At 52.6% G+C, this 20,728-nt stretch carries 14 protein-coding genes and 1 pseudogene; 8 read left to right on the top strand and 7 right to left on the bottom strand.

What is annotated here, in order from left to right; all coding sequences use genetic code 11:
* Positions 1–36 precede the first annotated feature (36 nt).
* Positions 37–501: pseudogene (locus tag KGP16_RS12970) on the top strand (helix-turn-helix domain-containing protein); the annotation flags it as partial.
* 859 nt (positions 502–1,360) lie between these two features.
* Here the strand turns inward: KGP16_RS12970 and KGP16_RS12965 are convergent.
* From KGP16_RS12965 to KGP16_RS12950, 4 genes are all read right to left on the bottom strand, one after another.
* A complete protein-coding gene (locus KGP16_RS12965; protein ID WP_218519372.1) occupies positions 1,361–2,020 on the bottom strand; it encodes a DUF2931 family protein in 660 nt (219 codons plus the stop codon).
* A 6-nt stretch (positions 2,021–2,026) separates the two neighbouring features.
* Positions 2,027–2,692 carry a DUF2931 family protein gene (locus KGP16_RS12960; protein ID WP_218519373.1) on the bottom strand — a complete coding sequence of 222 codons (666 nt, stop codon included), beginning with the start codon at positions 2,690–2,692 and terminating at the stop codon, positions 2,027–2,029.
* Positions 2,689–4,587 carry a PAAR domain-containing protein gene (locus tag KGP16_RS12955; RefSeq protein WP_223501451.1) on the bottom strand — a complete coding sequence of 633 codons (1,899 nt, stop codon included), beginning with the start codon at positions 4,585–4,587 and terminating at the stop codon, positions 2,689–2,691. Before KGP16_RS12955 ends, KGP16_RS12960 begins: the two co-directional genes overlap by 4 nt.
* A 368-nt stretch (positions 4,588–4,955) precedes the next feature.
* Complete coding sequence (locus KGP16_RS12950) at positions 4,956–5,378, bottom strand: DoxX family protein (RefSeq protein ID WP_021806367.1); 423 nt, start codon at positions 5,376–5,378, stop codon at positions 4,956–4,958.
* Between the two features lie 828 nt (positions 5,379–6,206).
* Between KGP16_RS12950 and KGP16_RS12945 the strand changes: the two genes are divergently transcribed.
* From KGP16_RS12945 to KGP16_RS12915, 7 genes are all read left to right on the top strand, one after another.
* Positions 6,207–6,665, top strand: a complete 459-nt coding sequence (locus KGP16_RS12945) for a hypothetical protein (protein ID WP_223501449.1) — start codon at positions 6,207–6,209, stop codon at positions 6,663–6,665.
* Positions 6,662–8,497 carry a GMC family oxidoreductase gene (locus KGP16_RS12940; protein ID WP_094981732.1) on the top strand — a complete coding sequence of 612 codons (1,836 nt, stop codon included), beginning with the start codon at positions 6,662–6,664 and terminating at the stop codon, positions 8,495–8,497. Before KGP16_RS12945 ends, KGP16_RS12940 begins: the two co-directional genes overlap by 4 nt.
* Positions 8,484–10,268: a GMC family oxidoreductase gene (locus KGP16_RS12935; protein WP_059200790.1), complete on the top strand. Its 1,785-nt coding sequence runs from the start codon at positions 8,484–8,486 to the stop codon at positions 10,266–10,268. The genes KGP16_RS12940 and KGP16_RS12935 overlap by 14 nt, the downstream gene beginning before the upstream one ends.
* Before the next feature lies 1 nt (position 10,269).
* The gene (locus KGP16_RS12930; RefSeq protein ID WP_223501446.1) at positions 10,270–11,910 is read left to right on the top strand and encodes a ferritin-like protein; all 1,641 of its coding nucleotides are present in this window, start codon (positions 10,270–10,272) and stop codon (positions 11,908–11,910) included.
* A gap of 11 nt (positions 11,911–11,921) precedes the next feature.
* On the top strand, positions 11,922–12,800 hold the full coding sequence (locus KGP16_RS12925; protein WP_059200788.1) for a hypothetical protein: 879 nt from the start codon (positions 11,922–11,924) through the stop codon (positions 12,798–12,800).
* A gap of 66 nt (positions 12,801–12,866) precedes the next feature.
* A complete protein-coding gene (locus KGP16_RS12920; RefSeq protein WP_223501445.1) occupies positions 12,867–14,441 on the top strand; it encodes a GMC oxidoreductase in 1,575 nt (524 codons plus the stop codon).
* A complete protein-coding gene (locus KGP16_RS12915) occupies positions 14,438–16,084 on the top strand; it encodes a UbiD family decarboxylase (RefSeq protein ID WP_021806360.1) in 1,647 nt (548 codons plus the stop codon). Before KGP16_RS12920 ends, KGP16_RS12915 begins: the two co-directional genes overlap by 4 nt.
* A 43-nt stretch (positions 16,085–16,127) precedes the next feature.
* On the opposite strand, the gene kch is transcribed toward KGP16_RS12915, so the two are convergent.
* From kch to KGP16_RS12900, 3 genes are all read right to left on the bottom strand, one after another.
* The gene (gene kch / locus KGP16_RS12910) at positions 16,128–17,312 is read right to left on the bottom strand and encodes a voltage-gated potassium channel protein (RefSeq protein WP_218520390.1); all 1,185 of its coding nucleotides are present in this window, start codon (positions 17,310–17,312) and stop codon (positions 16,128–16,130) included.
* A 76-nt stretch (positions 17,313–17,388) separates the two neighbouring features.
* Positions 17,389–17,997 (bottom strand): class I SAM-dependent methyltransferase, encoded by a 609-nt coding sequence (locus KGP16_RS12905; RefSeq protein ID WP_094981736.1) that lies wholly within the window; start codon positions 17,995–17,997, stop codon positions 17,389–17,391.
* Positions 17,997–20,423, bottom strand: coding sequence for a DUF3772 domain-containing protein (locus tag KGP16_RS12900; protein WP_218519377.1), 2,427 nt, complete (start codon positions 20,421–20,423; stop codon positions 17,997–17,999). Before KGP16_RS12900 ends, KGP16_RS12905 begins: the two co-directional genes overlap by 1 nt.
* Positions 20,424–20,728: the final 305 nt, after the last annotated feature.

Here is a 20,728-nt window from a genome sequence, read left to right as displayed (position 1 = left end):
TGGGGGTAAAAAAAGAAACTGCCTGGAGAAATGGCCATGAGCACAGAAAGCTCAGGACTGTTTACTGTGAAAGAGATTAATCGCATCAAAACTCTACAGGATGTCATTGACCGCTGGCTCACGCCTGGCCGAGCCGCTGAGCATCTCGGGATCACACCCCGTCACTGTAGTCGATTACTTAAACGCTACCGTGAACACGGTCCGCTTGGCATAAACAATCGTAGCCGAGGAAATCCCGGCAATCGCTTACTTCCCAGGGGTTTTACTGATCAGGTATTGGAGATCATAAGGAAAAACTACCCTGATTTTGGGCCAACGCTAGCGCGAGAAAAACTCGAAGAAATTCACGGGCTGGTCTTGGGGAAAGAGACTGTTCGAAGGCTGATGATCAACGCTGGTTTATGGGTTCCCAGAAAAATGCGTCCTCCGAAAATTCATCAGCCCAGATACCGGCGGCCCTGCACTGGCGAGCTGATTCAGATTGACGGCTGTGACCATGACTGTATAGACAAACTTGTCCGTGGACGCCGATATCTAACAGGAAACCTAGTACCATCGCCATCTCTCACCTGATAGAGAAACTGGAATATCTCACGCCGTTCTGGATAAGAGCACTGAACCTTAGACATTTCTAATGAGCCAGCGTATAGACATTCCTATTGAGCCTTGACAAAAGCAACAATGCGTGGAATCTGGCTATCTGGTACTGTCATTGGTCAGTCAACCTCATGCTCTTATCTGATTTTTCAGTAGCAAATCTCATCCAAGCAATCCGCTGATGCAACCGACAAAGCTTGCTCTTCATTAGCAGTTGGTTGGCAAGTCGAGAACTGAGTCTATTAGTTTCCGGCGTAATACATCATCCCCGAAAGTTGACGCTCCTGCTTGCACCCATCCCTAGATTCTACGACTACACGAAATCATTGGAACAATTTCTGGTTGTTCGAGTGCCCAACTGTCTCGACCCTTGCCAAGCCTGGCCAGCATCCCATCATCACGAGCCACAAAGATAAGCTTTCCATCAAGAAGCCTATCCAACAAAAACATAACTTTCTCTGCCAGAGCATTTAGAGCCTCAAAATGGTGATCGGGCAGGATTTCGTTTTCGCAATCTTCACGTTAACACTATGGCCAAACAGATACCTAAAACCAACCTGTTGACCATTTTTACCTCATCAACAGACCAAAACCCCCTGCTTTATTGATCGTGCTACGTGAAATCTGAAATGGTATGGCTACACTAACCGTGCAGATTTCACCAAAATGTATGTCTGTGATGACTCGTTCTAGCCTTTTCGTCGTTACCGCTCTTCACCCAAGTGCTTCAACAGCAAAACTGTCATGTTAGGAACAATGTCTGCTACCAATTACCATACGGATACGCTTTCCCCTTAATAAAATCTATTATGTCTTTGTCATATCCATAAGAAAAATCACTCTTGGTTATTCCTTTGCAAAGCTCTAATTTATCCCCAGACACGGTCTTTAAGACTGATGGCGTCACGCGAATATTAGGCTTATTACCGATACCTCGTAGCCAGACTGCAATCTTACCTTCCGGAGCCAGACCAATTTGTATATTGTCGTAATACCGGATATTACCCTGATAATCTTTATACATGCTGTGTTTGCTCATTTTATCCACAACGGCGTCAGGCAAGGTCAGGCGAGTTTCATACACTCTTTTATCAATCACGGAGTCCCAGCAAAGAAGAATATGCCTAGGGGGATGTTTAACGTGACTCCAGTGCCCTCCGGGTGCTCGATCGGTATCATTCCAATTACCGATGACTTTATCCAGGTCCGGGGTGCTGTCCAGCGTATTAAACCGGTAATCAGTACCCTTAGCACCAAGAATTGCGACAAACGTTACCAATGCGGGTAGAGCCTTGGGCGTGAAAAAATTAAATTTCCACTCGGTGGGCACGTCGTTTTGGACTGAAGCATCGGGCTGGCCAGCGCCGTGGCATGCCATCAGCACCAGTATCAGAAGAAGCCCTGCCAGACGGGTTAGGAACAATGTCTGCTACCAATTGCCGTAGGGATAGGTTTTCCCTCTGATAAAATCCTCAGTATTCTCCCCATATTCATAGCCGTTAGAAAACCGTGTTATTCCTTTGCAAAGCTCTAATTTATCCCCGGACACGGTCTTTAAGACTGATGGCGTCACGCGATAATTAGGCTGACTACCGATACCTCGTAGCCAGACTGCAACCTTACCTTCCGGAGCCAGACCAATTTGTATATTGTCGTAATACCGGATATTACCCTGATAATCCTTATACACGCTGGGTTTGCGCATTTTATCCACAACGGCGTCAGACAGGGTCAGGCGAGTTTCATACACTCTTTTATCAATCACGGAATCCCAGCAAAAAAGAATATGCCTAGGGGGATGTTTAACGTGATTCCAGTGCCCTCCGGGTGCTCGATCGGTATCATTCCAATTATCGATCACTTTATCCAGGTCCGGGGTGCTGTCCAACGTATTAAACCGGTAATCAATACCGTCAGCATCAAGAATTGCGACAAACGTTACCAGTGCGGGTAGAGCCTTGGGCGTGAAAAAATTAAATTTCCACTCGGTGGGCACATCGTTTTGCACAGAAGCCTCGGGCTTGCCCGCACTGTGACTGTGGCACGCAGTCAGCAGCAGTACCGGAAGAAGCCCCGCCAGACAGGTTATTTTCATATTTTATTTCCATCCATATCGTATACCGTTCTCTGCCAGCTTTCGTCAGGACGGTTAGTAAAGGTTACCAGCTTCGCCGGTTTGACTGCCCCAGCTATCATCCCCTCACCGTCTCTGACCACACTGTTCCAGTTGGCTGAACAATGGATATCTTTCTCCGCCAGCATTTCGATTTCCTGACTAGTGAATCCGGGAGCAGATGCCCCATTCCGTACTGCGCGGCCCATCACAATCGCTTTTTCACACAGGCTGTTCAGATCAGCTCGCAGTGACAGATTATCGTCTTTAGGTAATATAGGATCGAATGCCACGCCTGCGTCCTGCGCCGCATCGATCATTACCCGCAGCACCACTCTCGACCAGTCGTTGCGCGTCGGGCGCTCAATGACCGCTGCCGCCCCGCTGCGTTTTTGCGGCATGCCGTAGCGATCGGCTGGCATCCGCTCGTCGTGCCAAGTATCAATGTTAATCTCCACTGCCTGCAATAAAGGGCCAATAGCTGGCCAGGTATCCATCGCACTGAGTTGCTCACAGGCCTGCTGATAAACCCGCGTTTTCGTATCAGGTGTGGAAAAGGGTACGGTTTCAAACTGCGGACGGGTGATGAAATAGGCTTCGTACTCATCAGGGTTATAACCGCCACCAATGTCAGAGTGTGCACCGGGCAAAGCCAGTTCCGGCCATGCAGGTTTCACGCTGTTCAACGCAAAGTTAAACCGGCATTCGTGCTGTGCGGTGATATGAAAAACCTTCTCGGCCACCCCCGGACGCAGCACAATATTCACCTCGCCCGTATCGGCGCTGTGCGGATTGAACCCGTTGACCGGCGTACCGATGCCAGCCACCGTATCAAATATCCCCAGAAAACGGGTTTTACCGCCGGGAGTGCCTGAGAACTCAATACTTCCCAAGCCGGCCTTGATGGCAGCGATAATCGCCTGATCCTGACTGAATACCCGGTTGGCAAAATGCCGTGCCGCTGCAGCTCCCCGACTGAACCCGAAAATATCAAACTGCAATTCTTTGATGGTCCAGGAACTGGCGTCAGGCAGGTTATCCAGATAACCTTTGATAGCAGCAACCAGCATAGCGACTGCCTTATCGGTTTTTCTCACCACTCCGGAGTTACCTCTGCCGGTGCCCATCCCGTAAGTACTGTCGCCTTCCCCGCTTTCCGTACCAATCCCCTCGATATAAATTGCACGCTGGCCGTATCCCGTATCGGCAGTGAGTTTTTGGTTATACAGAATATTTAGCCAGTGAACATTGGTGTAATAGCCGAGATGACTTCCTGCTGCGAAGCCGCTGTGTCCGCTTTTTAGTTGAACGCATTGGAAATAAGCTGACTGAGCATCGGCATTGTTCATCCCAAAATGCTCTCCGGAGCAGGCATCAAGGCTGGCTGCAGTATTATCCGCATTATTGCCGGTGCCGTCGAAAAACACCCCGATGGTCAGGGTAATTTCCCGCTTCTGCCTTTCCTTTTTGGCCGCCTGTGCGTGCTGCTCTGGCTCTGCTGCCTGTTTCTTAGCGCTTTGAGCATACTGCGCTGGCGCCGCTGCCGGTCCGCTATTCATCGGCATTGAGCGCGGAGAGATAGATGGGGCAACCGAGAGCGGTTGACTGCTCGCAACAAGACGATGGCTACCAGCCGGGCAACCACAAGCCACACGATGGCCGTCAAGTGCCGTTGGTACACCATAAAAACTTAAGTTTACTTCCCCTTCGGCAATAACCCCGATTTTCCCGCAAGCCGGACACGAAACCTTATGCCCTTTCAGCGCGACGGGAATACCATCACACGTGTAACGATTTCCCAGAACCCCCTCCAGTACCCGCCCCCCTGTGGTGGTGGTATCGCCCTGGCAAATGACCGATATTCCCTGGTAGTTCATTCCTCTGCTCATATCCTGCGAGCCTCTTTGTCAGCCTCTTCCATGACATTACTCCATGTTTTATTAAGGGTTGTATCCGGAACCAGACTAAACTCTCTACGACAAACTGTCAAAAATTGACCAATTTGAAGAAGCCAGTGGACACCAGCATGTTAAACGTAAACATCACGAAATCGATGCCAATGCGTATCATCGGCCTATCTCACACGGGTTCTTACAGAGAGAGCAATCGGGCTTTCACTGGAGCTATACCAGTTGGCGAATTGTGTTCGCGCTGAAAAGCTAAGTATTAATGTTGAGAAATATTGAAGTGGCATTCAGCACTGGAATGCCACGGAGTGAGCCCTAGCGATACCGGCTAGCCTACCTCAGCGCCAGTTCGGATCCTTCATTACCGAATAGCGACCGCTGCCAAGGAAGGCGATGGCCAGCCCGGCAAAGAAATACACCGCCATATCTTCTGCTCCCCAGGCCCCTACCTTGGTCAGCATCAGCGCCTTGCCGGGATCGATCAGCAGGTAAGCCGCCAGCATGGTAAATGAAAACACCAACGCCGCCGGGCGGGTAAAAATCCCCAAAATAATCAACAGTGGAGCTACTAGCTCACCGACGAAAACGCCGTAACCGATAAATCCTGGCAACCCATGTTGAGTCAGCAATCCCTGGATATAATCGATGCCGCCGATCAGTTTATGCCACCCATGGAATATCATCATAATGCTGAACGCCAAGCGCAGTATCAGTTTGCCCAGATCCGGACGATCCATGACACGATTAAACCAATTCACCATGTTGCACCTATTGAGAGTTAATGATAATCGCAATCAATCTAATCCTAAGTTGCATTTTTACAACGAAATTCGTAGTAAACCTTGATCTAACACATTAAATAAACTTTCATAAAAACCGATGCCACCTGCATGCCCGCCTCCTTAGATCGCGGCGTTATAGTAAGCTTGAGAAGAATTATCTTTCTATCTATAGGGATCAAATGTTAATAATTGGCATTTTATGCTGACATTGGTTTTTTGGCAGCTAAACATATCGCCATCGTGGGGATTATATATCATTAAATACTTTATTAATGCTTAAGCTTGCGGAATATGGCCTCTCATACCATATTTATTACACTCTGAAGAATGTGGTGGATTAAGAGAAATAAAAAACTTAACCACGTACTTTAACCCGTAACATTCGGAACGAGCTTTTATTTTAATGAGGTACCACGCGCCTGCGCAATGCTGGCCCGCTCTGTGTATTTCATTTTATTTAGCATAGCAATTCACCGCTAATATCATTAGCCCGGGAAGTAAACTTTGTGAGCCTCACGTAACTGTTCGCCACCAGCGGCGATCTTGCTTGCGCGCAGCACAGGCTATTCATTTAAATTCAAAAGGTTAACATGCATCAAATTACCGTTATTGTTTTTACAATAGCGTTATTTTCAGTGCATCTATAAAACAAAAATTATGAACATCCACGTTACTGGAGGCTCAGGGATTAATACGCCCTATTAATCCATAGCAATAAATAGAATGACTAATGCAACCTGTTTTATTGATTTTTCCCGGTGGCAGTATTAAGGCCACCATAATAAAAACCCATACAGGCAGCACCTTATGAGCGATGAACAATTTGCATCCGATGCGGCACTACAGCAATTTATCGATCTTTCCCGTTTATTAACCGGTTTCGACCGCTTTGAGTTACTCGGTACGGGTCAGGCAGCCTTTTATTTTGACTGGGTACAAACGCACGCGGCAGAACGTTTTGCCACGTTGTTGGCAACGTACGGCGATCTCCCGGCAGATGCTGCACAGCACTCTTACTTTGTAGAAACCCAACTGCTGGGTTCTGAAAAGCTGTCAACGTTGGTGAGCAGCATTATCAAACTGTGGTACCTAGGCCAGTGGTATTCGCCAGACAACCCGAATGATACCCAGATCCCCAGTGCTAACAGCTATCAACAGGGCTTGGTATGGGATGCGATCCATGCCCATCCACAGGGTGCCAAACAACAAGGCTTTGGTGCCTGGTCTGAACCGCCAGTCACCACATCCACAGTGGTGAAACTATGAATATCATCACTCCTGAACAAGCAGAGACAACCGAGTACGACGTGGTGATCGTAGGGGGTGGGATCTCCGGCGCCATCGTTGCCAAAACCCTGACGCAAGCGGGAAAACGCTGCCTGATTGTCGAAGCCGGTACCGGATTGGGGACGGATTATCAAGGCTATCTGGACTACCTCAACACCTTTTATACCGCCACCATCAAAATCCCCAATGCGCCCTACCCAAGCAATCCTAATGCCCCGGAACCGCTGGAAACCGAAGTCAGCAAGACGCCAAGCGATAAAGGTTACTTTGTCCAGCGGGGGCCGCTGCCATTCAGTTCGACCTACACCCGTTATCTCGGTGGCACCACCCTGCACTGGCTCGGCACCTCGCTGCGCATGCTACCAGAGGATTTTCGCCTGAAGTCGCTGTATGGCGTGGGTATCGATTGGCCGATCGATTATCAAGAGCTGGAGCCGTGGTACCGCAAGGCGGAGCTGGAGCTTGGGGTTTCCGCCAATGTAGAAGAACAGTCTTACCTGGGCGTCACCTTCCCACCTGGCTATGTTTATCCAATGCACGGCCTGCCCGCGAGCTGGAGCGACAAGCAACTGGCCAGCCGTATCGATGGCATGCAGGTGGAAGATGACGGTAAGTCTTACACCCTGAAAGTGCGCGGAACGCCCGCCTCACGCAATAGCGTTCCCAATAGTGATTACGATCAGGGCCGGGGCTATACCCCAAAAGGTGCCGTGGGTAACGACAAAGTGGGCCACCGTTGCATGGGTAACTCCAGTTGCGTGCCTATCTGCCCTATTCAGGCCAAATATAATGCACTGAAAACGCTGAACACCGCCAACCACGAAATGCTCGATATCGTGTTGCAGAGCGTGGCGTTCCAATTGGATATCGACCCACACAGCAAGGCGATCAACAGCGTTCAGTTCAAACACTATCGATATCCTGGCGATGACTCCTACAGCCTGCATACGGTGAAGGGCAAACGCTATGTGCTCGCCGCCCACGCTGTCGCCAACGCGGTGCTATTACTGGCCTCCGGTGCCTGTAAAGGCAACGATCTGGTTGGCCGCCATCTGATGGATCACCCAGAGCTGTTGACATGGGGGCTTACCAAAAAAACGCCATTGTGGCCGCTACGTGGCCCATTAGCGACCTCCGGCATCGAGGATCTGCGCGGTGGCAGCTTCCGTAAACACCACGCACCGTATCGGTTCGAAATGGGCAACGACGGTTGGCTGTGGCCAGCTCAGGCGCCATCGAAAGATGTGATCACTCTGGTAGACGACGAGCAACTGCACGGTAAAGAGTTACGTCAAAGGCTCAAAGACCAGGTTTCACGTCAATTCCGCTTCGGCATCCTGGTGGAACAGCTGCCGGAGTACGATAACCGCGTCACCATCGATCCGAATTATCTAGACATAATGGGTAACTACCGCCCGGTCATTCACTACGATTTATCGCCCTATACCCGAGCCGGTTTCGCCAGCGCTTACGATATGTCGATGAAAATCTTCGACCAGGCCGATATCAAAAACTACTCGTCCTACTCAAAAGAGGATGCCGGAGCCTTCGTCTGCCCAGACGGCAGAACTCTCACCTTTAACGGTGCCGGGCACTTTGCCGGAACTCACTGCATGGGCGATTCACCAGAAAGCTCAGTGGTGAATAAGGACCAGCGCACCTGGGAGCATCCCAACCTCTATCTGGTGGGCTGCGGCAACATGATCAACATGGGTACCTCAAACCCGACGTTAACCATGTCGGCGCTCACCTGTTGGGCTGCACACAACATCCTGCAGGATCTGAACGGGGGGCATCATGCGGCAGATTGATTGGCAGCAAGCCACCGCCCAACCCTATGATGCGGTGATCGTAGGTTCAGGATTTGCCGGTTGTATCATGGCCAAGCAGTTGACCCGCGCTGGCCGCCGGGTGCTGATCGTCGAAGCCGGGACGGGCAACGACAGCTTTGGCCAGCACCTGGATCATGTGCAAACCTTTATGCAGGCCGTGGCAAAAACACCTAACGCACCCTATCCCGATTCCCCTAACGCACCACAGCCGGAAGTGACTGACGTTGAACCCATCACGCCCGGTAAGCCTTCGCACAAAGGGTATTTCGTGCAGATGGGGCCCTATCCCTTTGAAAGTAACTATACCCGCCGGCTGGGTGGCACTTCGCTGCACTGGTTTGGCAGCTGTCCACGGATGCTGCCGGAGGATTTTGCCATGGCCACGCTGTTTGGTCGTGGCGTGGACTGGCCGCTGAGCTATGAAGAGTTACTGCCGTATTATCAACGCGCTGAACTCGAAATTGGCGTTTCCGCCGATGTGCAGGATCAGCAATACCACGGCATCCATTTTGCGCAGGGCTATCAGTACCCGATGCAAAAGATCCCCCAGAGCTATCTGGATCGCTGGATGATCGCCGGATTGGCCCAGGCCGAATTACCCGGTACGGCAGACAAAGCCCAGATCCGCTCTATTCCGCAAGGCAGAAACAGCGTGCCCAATGCAGGTTATACCCCGCGTGGTGCGGTGGGAAATCCGGCCGTGGGTCGCCGCTGCATGGGCAACTCCAGCTGTATTCCGATCTGCCCGATCCAGGCTCGTTACAACGCGTTAAAAACCCTGGTGGAAACGGATGCCGATTTGCTGATCCAGGCGGTTGCCTCTCGTCTGCATATCGCGCCAGAGACGGGGAAAATCAGCGCGTTGGACTGCAAGGTGTGGAAGAACGACAGCAGCCATGACTTTGAGCCGATCACCTTACACAGCGAGCTGTTTATTCTGGCCGCCAACGCCATCGAAAATGCCGTGTTATTACAGGCATCACAGGCCTGTCAGTCCAGCGGAGAGCTGGGGCGTAACCTGATGGATCACCCCGCCATCTTGTCTTGGGGGTTAGCGCCGGAAGCGATAGGCGCATTTCGTGGGCCGGGTTTGACGTCAACGCTGGTGAACTACCGGGGTGGCGAATTCCGCCGCGACCGCGCCGCCTTTGTGCTGGAGATCGGCAACTGGGGCTGGAGCTGGCCACGCAACGAACCGGTGGACAGCACGTTGGATATGGTGGATGACGAGCGATTGTATGGCAAGGCGTTACGCCAGCAGCTTGGGCAGGTACTGCCCCGGCAAATCCGCCTGGACATGATGACCGAACAGCTGCCGGATGCCGCCAATCGCGTCACCATCGACGATCGCTGGCGTGATCCGCTCGGTAATTACCGGCCAGTGATCCACTACAACGTGGACGACTATAGCCAAGGCGGGATGGCGTTTGGCCGCGAAGTGGCCAGCAGCCTGTTCAGCCAACTGGGCATCAAGGATTTTACCCACTACCAGTCGGACAACCCCGGTTATTTCACCTGGCAAGGTAACGGTTACATCTGGGCGGGCGTTGGCCATATTGCAGGCACCCACCGGATGGGAACGCGGCCAGAGAATTCGGTAGTCAACCGGCACCAGCAAAGCTGGGATCACCCCAACCTTTACGTTATTGGCTGCGGCAGCATGCCAACGCTGGGCACCTCAAATCCCACGCTCACCATGACGGCCCTGACCTTCGCCACTGCCGACCATATACTCGGACGGAAACATTGATATGAACATGACCGCAAAAGCCAAGACCTTCCAGCTTGCTGAAACCTCGTTTGCCCAACTCGGCTATGTGCAGTTTGCCGACGAAAAAAGCCTGGCGCAGGATCTGACCGAACTGCGCAATCTGCTGCAAAACGCCATGCAGTTGGAGCATGCGACCATTCCCCCCTATCTGACGATGCTCTATACCCTGGATGACGACGTTGATTGGCGCATCATCGAAACCCTGCGTTCGGTGGTGGTGGAGGAAATGCTGCACTTCACCCTGACGGCCAACCTGCTCAACGCCATCGGCGGGACACCCGCAGTCGATTCGCCCGATTTCCTGCCCAGCTATCCAGCGCGGCTGCCTTACGATATTGATGATATTGAAGTGAATCTGTACGGCTTCTCCAAAAACGGCATCTTCCAGGGCATGGTGATCGAGCATCCGAAAGATGTCCGCCCGCGCGCCATCGCCAATGAAGTCCCCAGCGATATGACCATCGGTGAGTTTTATCTTTACATCGAATCGCGGCTGCGGGCAGCGGTGGAAACCCATGGAGAACGGGCGATTTTCTGCGGCGATCCGCAGCGCCAGATCCCGCCGGATGTTTTCTACTACGGCGGCGGGGGCAACGTACTGAAAGTAAGCGATCTGAAGACCGCGATTGCCGCCATGAAACTGATCACCGATCAGGGCGAAGGTACAGAAAACGATATCTGGGTCGTGGATGAAGATGAGCTGGCCCACTATTTCCGTTTTAGCCAGATCTACAATGAACGGCTGTATCAAAAAGGCGATACCGTGGCCAGTGGCCCTACCGGCGACCCCTTCCCGGTGCCGTGGAACAAAAGCGTGTTGATCGACAGCAATGCCAAGGTCAGTGATTATCCACCCGGTGAAGTTCGTGACGCCATCATCCGGTTTAACCAGCGTTATTGTCAGTTACTCGGCGATCTGCAAACTGCATTTACTGGTGCCCCAGACAAGTTGATGGCCGCCGTGGTGGCGATGTGTGCGCTGCGGGATGATTTCCGCGCCATAACCGCCAACCCGTTCCCCGGCAAGGAGTTATTTCACTGCGCCCCCACGTTTGAGTACACCGTGGCTAACCACCAGCTGCTGGGTAAACAGGTGTTGATGGCTGCTCCGGCCACCGCAGCCGTAACCTTAACCGACAGTGCAGATGCCAGTGCAGATGCCACTGCCAGCAATGAGGCCACTCTGGATCAACTGCAGCAAGCCTATTCCACCGGTAACCTGCAGTTGGCTCTCTCCTGCATGAGTGACGAGGTGATCTGGGATATCTCCGGCCCCAGCGAATGCCCCTATCTGGGCGTGTTTTACGGCCACGAGGGGTTTACCCGTTTTTGGACGCTGCTTGGTGCAACGGTGAATTTTGGCAGCGCGGGCGTCGAGAAATCCTTCTTCAGCGGCGATCAGGCCATGTCCTACGGAGGCGAACAAGGCACGACCAAATGCGGCCGCGTACCCTATCGCTACGACTGGGCGATCCGTTATCAATTCAATGAACAGCATCAAATCACCCTGATGCGTCAGTACTTCAACCCACTGAACATTCTTTCGGCGCTGAAGGCCGCGCCTTATCCGGTACCGGCGGCTTGCCCACACTCGGCCAAACCTCAATCCCAACAACAGTAGGAACCACGCACATGTCTAATCAGCAAAATGATTTACCCAGCATCCCGTCGCCGTTCACCATGCCGTTCTACTACGCCTCACTGACCAACGTTGGCGTGTATTATCTGGTGCCATTGAGCCGTGTGGAACCTTATTTGCAGGGAACCGGGCTTAGCCCGGCGCGGTTTGGCGACAAGGCGATGGTGAGCTTTAACTTCCAATTGTATGCCGGACAGTTTGCCTCTGGCCTCAATACCCCGCCGGAGCAATGGGGCAGCAGCGGTGCGGCGATCACCCAGGAGCTTGAGCTCAACATTGTCGCCTATCCTGAGCACCGTAAAGACCAATTGGCCCCGATTGGCTATCAGGAGTTTATCCAGGACGGCGATCAAACCAAGCTGTACGGCAATCATCGCGTCTGGGTGCCTTGCGATGCCCCCATCGCCATCGCCGCCGGTGAGCAGCTGTTTGGCGAGCCTAAGTTCCAGACCACTTTCAAGGTTAATTTGGCCTCGCAAAATCCGGTGCGAACCAACTCTGCGGTCTATCAACCCGAGTGGGTAGAAACCTGGGGCTTCCGGGTGGACGACCCCAAGGATGCCAACACCGCGATCTTCACCTGCATCGTCAACACCTTGGGCATCAAGTCGATCCCGGGCAACATCTCGCCGATTACCGAATATGGCGTTCACGACAACAAACTGATCGGTTGCCGCTGGAACATCCTGCAGGCGATGGATACCTATTTCCTCAACGGCGGCCACGGTGAGGCAGTAAAGCTGGTGCTGGGTACCAGCAGCCACCCCATGCGTAAAGATCTGGAGCAGTTGATCGGTGGTTGCGCTCCCGTGGCGGTACAAACCCTCAACTCAGCCCCGGCGGCCATTCAAAGCCGCGCCTATTACCCATAGCCGTTTGCCCCGCCGCCGGTTCGGGGCGGGGATGATTTTTCGCATGTCACGTTCCGGGAGCCAACTATGAGTGAAGTCGACAATATCTACTTTTCCCGCTTTGCCCAGATCAAGGGGCAGTCTTTTGACTATATCGTGATTGGTGGCGGTGCCTATGGCACCAGCTTTACCCACCGGGTGCTGCAACATAATCCCCAGGCCCGCATTCTGGTGCTGGAGAAAGGCGATTACCTGATCCCCGACCATATTCAGAACATTCCACCGGCCTACATCAAACTCAACACCAGCGTGGGTATCCGACCATGGACCTACCATGGCTCTGCCGATATGAAACTCAGCCTCAACTTTATGCCGCAGATCCCTTATGTGGGCGGCCGCGCGCTGTTTTGGAACGCCTGGACACCGCAACCCGATAGCAGCGAAATGCCGGACTGGCCACCGCAGGCGATCGAGCGTCTGGATAATCAGTGGTATCCCACCGGCGAATTTATGGGGAGGCGCTACTCCCTGGACATCCCCGGCAATCGCAACCAGTCACTGAATCGCTTTATGGGTGAACGCCTGTTCTCGCAGTTGGCCAATATCAGCGGAGCCAAGCCGCAGCCAAGCCCGAGCGCTTTGGACTCGGCCATGGCAACTGGCCAGGGAGTGGCACCAGAGGATTGGGCCAAGTTCTCGCCCATTTCAGTACTGGTGAATGATGTGCAGGCTTACGCCTCACTCAAGGTTGTGGTCAATGCCGAAGTGGAAAAACTGATTGCAGAAAGTGACGTTGTCACCGAAATCATCACTAAAGAAGGGTCACTAAGCGTCGGCAACGCCAAAGTGATTTTGGCCTGCAACACGCTGGAAGCCGGGTTTATCCTCACCAAGTCTTTCCCTGACGATAAACTGGTGGGGAAAAACCTGTGTGGTCATATCCGTTCCTGGCTGGCCGCCCGTATCCCCGCCAGCAGCCTGCCGGCATTGACCAACCAGTTGCAAACCGTGGCCTATTACCTGCCTGGCATCGATAAAACCACCAACCGCCTGATGCACACCCACATCAGCGTGGTTCATAACCCGCAACCCGCAGAAAGCTACGACGTACTGTATCGCATTCTGCCAGATGCCTCTTCACCAGAAGCCGTTGCCACCTATCAGGACCCTGACTACGTGGTGATCATGCTGCATTCCATGGGGGAGTTCCTGGGGGAACGTTCGGCAAACTCGTGGAATTACGTCACGACCAACCCGCAGGGCGAGGCCGAGGTGTATATCAAGATGAAGGAAACCGACCGTCAGTTCTGGGATGCGATGGATAAAACCACCTATGACGTGATGTACGCTCTTGCCGGAGATGCCCCTCTGGAGTACCAGCACAATAACCCGGACGGCAGCTTCACCTGGGAACCTTCACCGCCAGACAATATTCGCAATCAGGGGTTGGTGCATGAAGCTGGCACCTTATGGATGGGGGATGATCCGGCCACCTCGGTCACCGCCCTCAACGGTCAGATGCACCGTTACCCAAACGTATATGGGCTGGGCAGCATGTTGTTCCCCCGCCCTGGCTCATGGAACCCAACGCTGACCGGCGTAGCCCAGTCTTTCGCCCTGGCCGATGAACTCAGTGGCCCACATCAGGATCAAAATCAATGAAGCGACGTAAACTGAAAATTGATGTGCAGAAAGTCCCCAAATCCTACCGCGCCTATCTGGAACTGTTGGCCAGCAAGGGCGAAGTGGTAGCGATCCCCGACGAGGTGGATTGGTATCTGGAGATCGGCGCCATTCTGCGCCACGCCTGCGAAACGGAAAGCCCGATGCCGCTGTTTAGCAAAGTGAAGGGCGCACCCGGTTTTCGGGCAGCAGAAATGGGCCCGACGGTCAGCCGCGTGCCGGGTAAACGCTGGCAGCGTCTGGCGCTGATGCTCGGTTTGCCGGACGATGCCCAGTTGCTGGAGATCCAGGATGCCTTTCTGGATGCCATCGGTCAGGAGCCACATCCGCCAGTGATGGTCGATCCGGCTACTGCCCCGTGCAAGCAAAACAAATGGGTGGGCGATCAGGTGGATATGACCAAAATCCCGGCCCCTATCCTGCACGACGGCGACGGTGGCCGCTATTTCCAGACAGCCGGAGCCATCATGGTGCGTACTCCACCGGGTGAACCTGTCCCGGAGGACGCATACACGGTAGATAAGGACGCCTGGACCAATTGGTCCTTCAGCCGGGCGATGATCGCCGGTTCACGGCCGCAGAATAACCCAACGCCAAAACCGCCTCACGCCAGTTCGGTCGGCGTAGCACACGGCAATGGCCCGCATTATTCGAAGAACAATATTGTCGGCCTGTGGCTGCCTTTCCAGCATAACGGCATGATTTACAACATGTGGACGGCCCAGGGGAAAGACTGCCCGTTTGTGATTGCCCTTGGGGTACCCCCGGCAGTCACCATGCTGCTTTCTGCGGCTCCGCCGGCTTGGCATGATGAATACAACTATGCGTCTGCGTTCCTTGGCCACGGCATCGAAATGGTGAAAGCGGAAACCTGCGATGTGCTGGTGCCAGCCGAATGTGAAATCATCATCGAAGGCTATGTCAGCGCGGATAAATCCGTGGCTGAAGGCCCGTTTGGCGAGTTCCCCGGCTACCTTTCCAACCAGTCCAGCCTGAAACCACTGGCGAAAATCACCTGTGTCACCTTCCGCGATGAGGCTATCTTGCCGATCTGCATTCCGGGTGTTCCGATCGACTCTACGCTGATGCTCGGCTGCTTCTGTTTATCCGCCACCGCCAGAGTGTATTTTGAAAAGTCCGGTCTGCCGATCATCGACTGTTTCAGCCCGCTGGAGGCCTCTTCCCACTGGCTGGTGATCCGGGTACGTGACGACTGGCATAAAATCACCGGCATGACGGTCAAAGCCTTTATTGACAAGATTGCCGAGGTGTTCTGGACCAACCATATTGGTAAAACCACCGCCAAGCTGATCATCGTAGGCGAAGATATTCCTCCTGATGACAGCAACAAAGTGACCTGGGCATTGGCCACACGCAATAACCCGGTGCAAGGCGTGTTTCACTATCCGCAGTATGACTCCGACGGTACCGGGTTACAGATTTACCTGGATGTAGCCACCAAACTACGCGGGCGCGGCGGCTTGGTGGCCTACAGTTGCCTGCAGATCCAGCAGCAGGTTAACCAGCCGTTGGAGCAGGTATTGAGCTTTGCCACCAATTATCCGCTGCCGCTGCAGGAGAAAATCAAAAGCAAATGGTCTGAATGGGGATTTGATCGCTAAACAATCGTCCCCGCACCGTTTCGGCGGTGCGGGAACAACCCGGTTACCTGCCCTTGTTATCACCCTCACCGTTGCTGAAAAACGCATCAATATTGAGATCGTGATTAACCACCTCACCATTGAGCGATCGTACCAGCAACTCACTACCTAACAGTTGCAGTGAGAGTACGGCATCGGGTTTGACGCGTTTGATCTTGTTCATATTCTGGCTTTCGTTGACCAACGTGATGGTTTTGGTGTCTGCCGCACCCACCTCTTTGGCTGCCAATATGATAAAAGCGTTTACCGCATCGCTTTCGGTCAAGGCAACAATGTATTTTGCCTTTTCTGCCCCGGCTAATGCCAGCGTCGCAACGGCGGAAGGATCGCCTTCAACCACATCCGCATGGTCAGGGTAATGTTGCTTATTGCCTGGCTCGCAAACAATGGTCACGTTACCGCCGCTTTCAATCAATCCCTGATAGACATTTTGTGCCAATGAAGAGGTACCAACAATAATATAGTGATTTTTGCGAACCATGTGAGAGAACCGCCCTTTGATAATACGTTGAAGATTTTGACTGATTAGCACGCCAGCAACCGAGGCCAGAGAAGCGGCAAAAACCGTAATGCCAAAGATAATCACCGTGAGAGTGAACATTCGCGCAGCAGTGGTATGCGGAATGATATCGCCAAAGCCAACAGTAGACATGCAGACCACGGCAAAATAAAACGCCGTAGGTAAGTCGGTGACCGCGGGGGTGAATTGATCGCCAATGTACAGCGTTCCTAACATGCTGTAGACAATCAATGAGGCTATGCTGGTGACGGCAAAAAAACTGGTACTCGCCAGCTTACGTTGGTCGAAACGGCGCCAGTAGATGATCATTCCCAATAGGGTAACCAGTGAATACCCTGCCAACACTGTGATTTGCTTATAGATAGCGATATCAACGATGACGATGCAGCTGAGCAGCAGTAACGAGAAAAACCAGGCAATACGCGTCCTTAACAGCAACATACCCGCCATAAAGAACAGCACGGTGCCAATCATAAAGCGGGGAATATCCATCGCATCAAGAAAGCCCAGCGCCTGTTGCCAGGAACTGAAATTTTCCACAAAATCTTGAGAATGTTGCAGCCCATGCCACAGGATCGGGCTGAGTACCAAGTACCCATTATGCGCAACCATCAACGCCAGGATAAACGTGGGTGGTAAGTATTTTTCTATTACTCTCACGATTTTCATAACTTTCATCATTTCAACACCATGACTTGGCCGATGGCCTATTTATAGTGGACTGTAGCTGAATGTGATGCAGGGATCATTCGCCAAGTTGCGCCAGCCAGACGGTTCGCCCACCACAGTCGGGATCTTCGGCCACCATACTGACCACCTGGAATCCCTGCTCTTGCAATAGCTGCCGATATTCTTCGGGTGCCAGGCTGGAATGATAAAGGGCTTCGCCTTCAAATGTCCCTATCGCTTCACCATCGCTGGTACCGCTGGTGAACATCAATGCAGCCTGGCTATTGGCATGTTGCCGGAAAATGTTAAACATTTTGCGCTGATCTTCGCGCGTCAGATGGAAAAAACTGTCCCAGGCAATTAGCCCATCAAATTTATCCGCTAGCGCCAAACTTCTCATATCGGCTACTGCCCAGTTCTGCTCCGGGAAGCGTAACAGGCAGCGGTCTATCATCGGTTGCGAACTGTCCACCCCCGTCACCTGAAAGCCCTGGCGGATAAAATAGTCAGCGATCGGCATGCCGTTGCCGCAGCCAATATCCAGGATCCGTCCGTTGTTGGGTAACAGGCACAAGAACAGCTCCAACCAGGGTTGCTCAAACAGCGTGGTTGACCGTTTCTGCTCAAACGCCCCGGCATGCCGTTGATAGATACCGATGATGTTATCGGCCATTGAGTTACTCATCAGGATGAATGTTCTTCTTCATCAACCAGACTTTTTGCCCGTTGCTTCATAAACACCACCTCTTTCGGGCTGGACAGGTTGACGTTATGAGCACGCAGGAGCTTCAAAATATTGAACAGCAGATCGCTCTTGGTAGAGCCGACCATGCGTGGGCTGGCAACGTAACCGGTCACGCTGAGGATAATCCCGTCTGGGCCGAGCTGGCTGAAACGAACGTACGGAGCAGGCGTTTCCAGAATGGATTCGTGTTCATGGTAGGCACTCAACAACACGTTGCGTACCTGCTCGGGATCGATATCGGTGGGGAAAGTCAGCGCGACGGTGACCACCCCTTGAGCATTCCCCATGGTGGCGTTACGCACGTTCTGCGAGATTAGCTGAGAGTTAGGCACTATCATGGTCGAGCGATCGCTCAGTTGGATCTCGGTGGCGCGTACATTGATGCGCCGTACATCCCCTTCAACCCCGCCGATACCGATCATATCCCCGACCTTAACCGGGCGCTCAGTTAACAGGATCAGGCCAGAGATAAAGTTCTTCACGATTTCCTGCAGGCCAAAACCGATACCTACCGATAGCGCACTCACGATCCAGGCCAGGTTATTCCACTGGATACCCAACGTCGCCAGCGTGATCAGGATCAGCAGCACATAGCCGACGTTGCTGAACAAGGTAACCAGCGAGGCGCGGATACCGATATCACTGATGGTTTTTGGCAGCAGCTCATGGCTTAACCAACGTTGCGTGACCCGCAGAACATAGATACCGATCGCCAGGCAAACCACCGCATTGAGCAGGTTGCTTGGCACGATATTCAGCCGCTTCAGGCCTTCGCCGCTCAGGATGGCAACAATCTTTTGCAACAAGGAGTTGGGCGTGGTGGTGCCAAAAGAGCCATTGATCAGGGCAACAATCATCAACAATATCAAAGAACATTTGGACAACGCCGTGAAGATGACGGTCAGTTGCTCAAGATGACGATCTTTAAAGTGGAGCGATTTTTTCAGTGCCCGGCCGCTGGCAGTTTGGGGAGAGAAGATGGCCGTACAGAAATCGGTAGCAAAGATCACCAGGAAATAGAACGCCATCAGTACCAGTGCCCCCCAAATCAACTGATAGGTCAGGAAGCGAGCGAAAGCCACATAGCCAATCAACAGTGATAACAGGATCACGCTTGCCGATACCACAATAACGATATGGACTATCCCGGCAATCACCGAGCGTTTTTCCAGATGCATCCCCTGCTGCTCTAGCTTATAGCGGATACGGCGTGCCCGAACCGGTATTGCGAACAAGATTAATGCCATCAATGCGGTAGCCAGACCATTACCTAGCACCGTGCTGCCAAGACTGGCACCAATCACGTTATTAACCAGTTCCACGGTGCCAAAAGCCATGGCCAATCCGGCCAATAACGGCGACAGGAAACGCATGCCGCTCGCAATGGCGTCATCCATCTGCGCCAGACGCCATGATGGGCGGCTCAGCGAAAGATACGCCCTGCCTAATCCCGCGATCAGCGCGCAGAAAATCCCCAACTGCATAAAACCATCAGCGAAATCCTGAACCTGAGACGTCAGCGGCTGAACACGAGCAAACGCAGAAATCAGCAGATTTAGCGCCAGCGTGGTGGCAAACAGCGTGATCAGCACGGTCATTAATGCCATAAAACTGCGGCGCAAGCGGCCGTCGGGTAAATAGCGGATACACACCCAGGCAAAAAACTGCTCCACGAAATAACGCCCGAGAGACCAGCAAGCCGCAGCCAGGATCAGTAAAGCTATCGTCCCGTAGCGCCATTCGTCTTGCCAACTGGCTTCCAGGGTTTGCTCCAGTTGCTGCTTAAAGTCATTAAGACGAGCTAAATCCTCAACCTGTGAAGAAGACTCTGGTAACCAGAATTGCGAACTAAGAATACTGCCGGTATTCAACGCCAACTGGGATTTGAAGGCCACGCGGCGCAGATCGGTAATTTGTTGCCCTAAGTCGAGCGCCCCCGTTCTGATGGCTTGCGAGCGTTTTACGGCATCGTCCAACTGTTTTTTGGCATTATTGAGCGTATTGCGTTGTTGCACCACACTGGCGGTTTCGGTCATTACTCCAGGTTCAGGCTGCGGGCCAAGCACGTCTAACTGTGCCTGTAACTTCACCTGCATGGGTTGCAGGTCGGTGGTCAGCTTTTCTGCGTCCGTGGCCAAGACCTGCGTGGCGTCAAACAGCTTGTTCAACTGACCATCAGAGCCCGCCTTTGAGACCTGCTGTTTAATCGTATCCAGCTGTTTTTGATAACTTTTCAGTGAGGCCGCTATTTCCTGCGGGCTGAGTTCAACCGCAGCCGCATTCTGCTGCGCTGCATTGGCTAACGGGGCCAGCGGTAAGCCGAACAACAAAAAGGTGAACAGGAAAATCTGTAATGACTTGATCATAACGGTGAATGCTCAGCATGGGGTTGGCGATAAACGCAACAGGCGAAATGATGAATATCACTGCGCCTGATCAACAATAAGCGATGAGTATAATAACAAGCTATTCAGTGAAAAAGCGCATTAATCCTAGAAGGTTAGTAGAAATTTTAGCTAACGCCTCACTTGCCCTTATTTACCCCCCTATAGCGCCCTCTCCATAACCGTTTACAGCTCAAAAAGAAACCGCTAGACGGTCTTTTTATGAACATAAAAATCATTACATGATCGCATTTCGATAATTTATTATTGTTTTACGATAACTAATG

The organism is Serratia sp. JSRIV006 (genome assembly GCF_019968685.1).
GTDB classification, from domain to species: Bacteria; Pseudomonadota; Gammaproteobacteria; order Enterobacterales; family Enterobacteriaceae; genus Chania; species Chania fonticola_B.
Note: the sequence above shows the minus strand (reverse complement) of the source record. Positions and strands in the feature narration are given on the sequence as shown.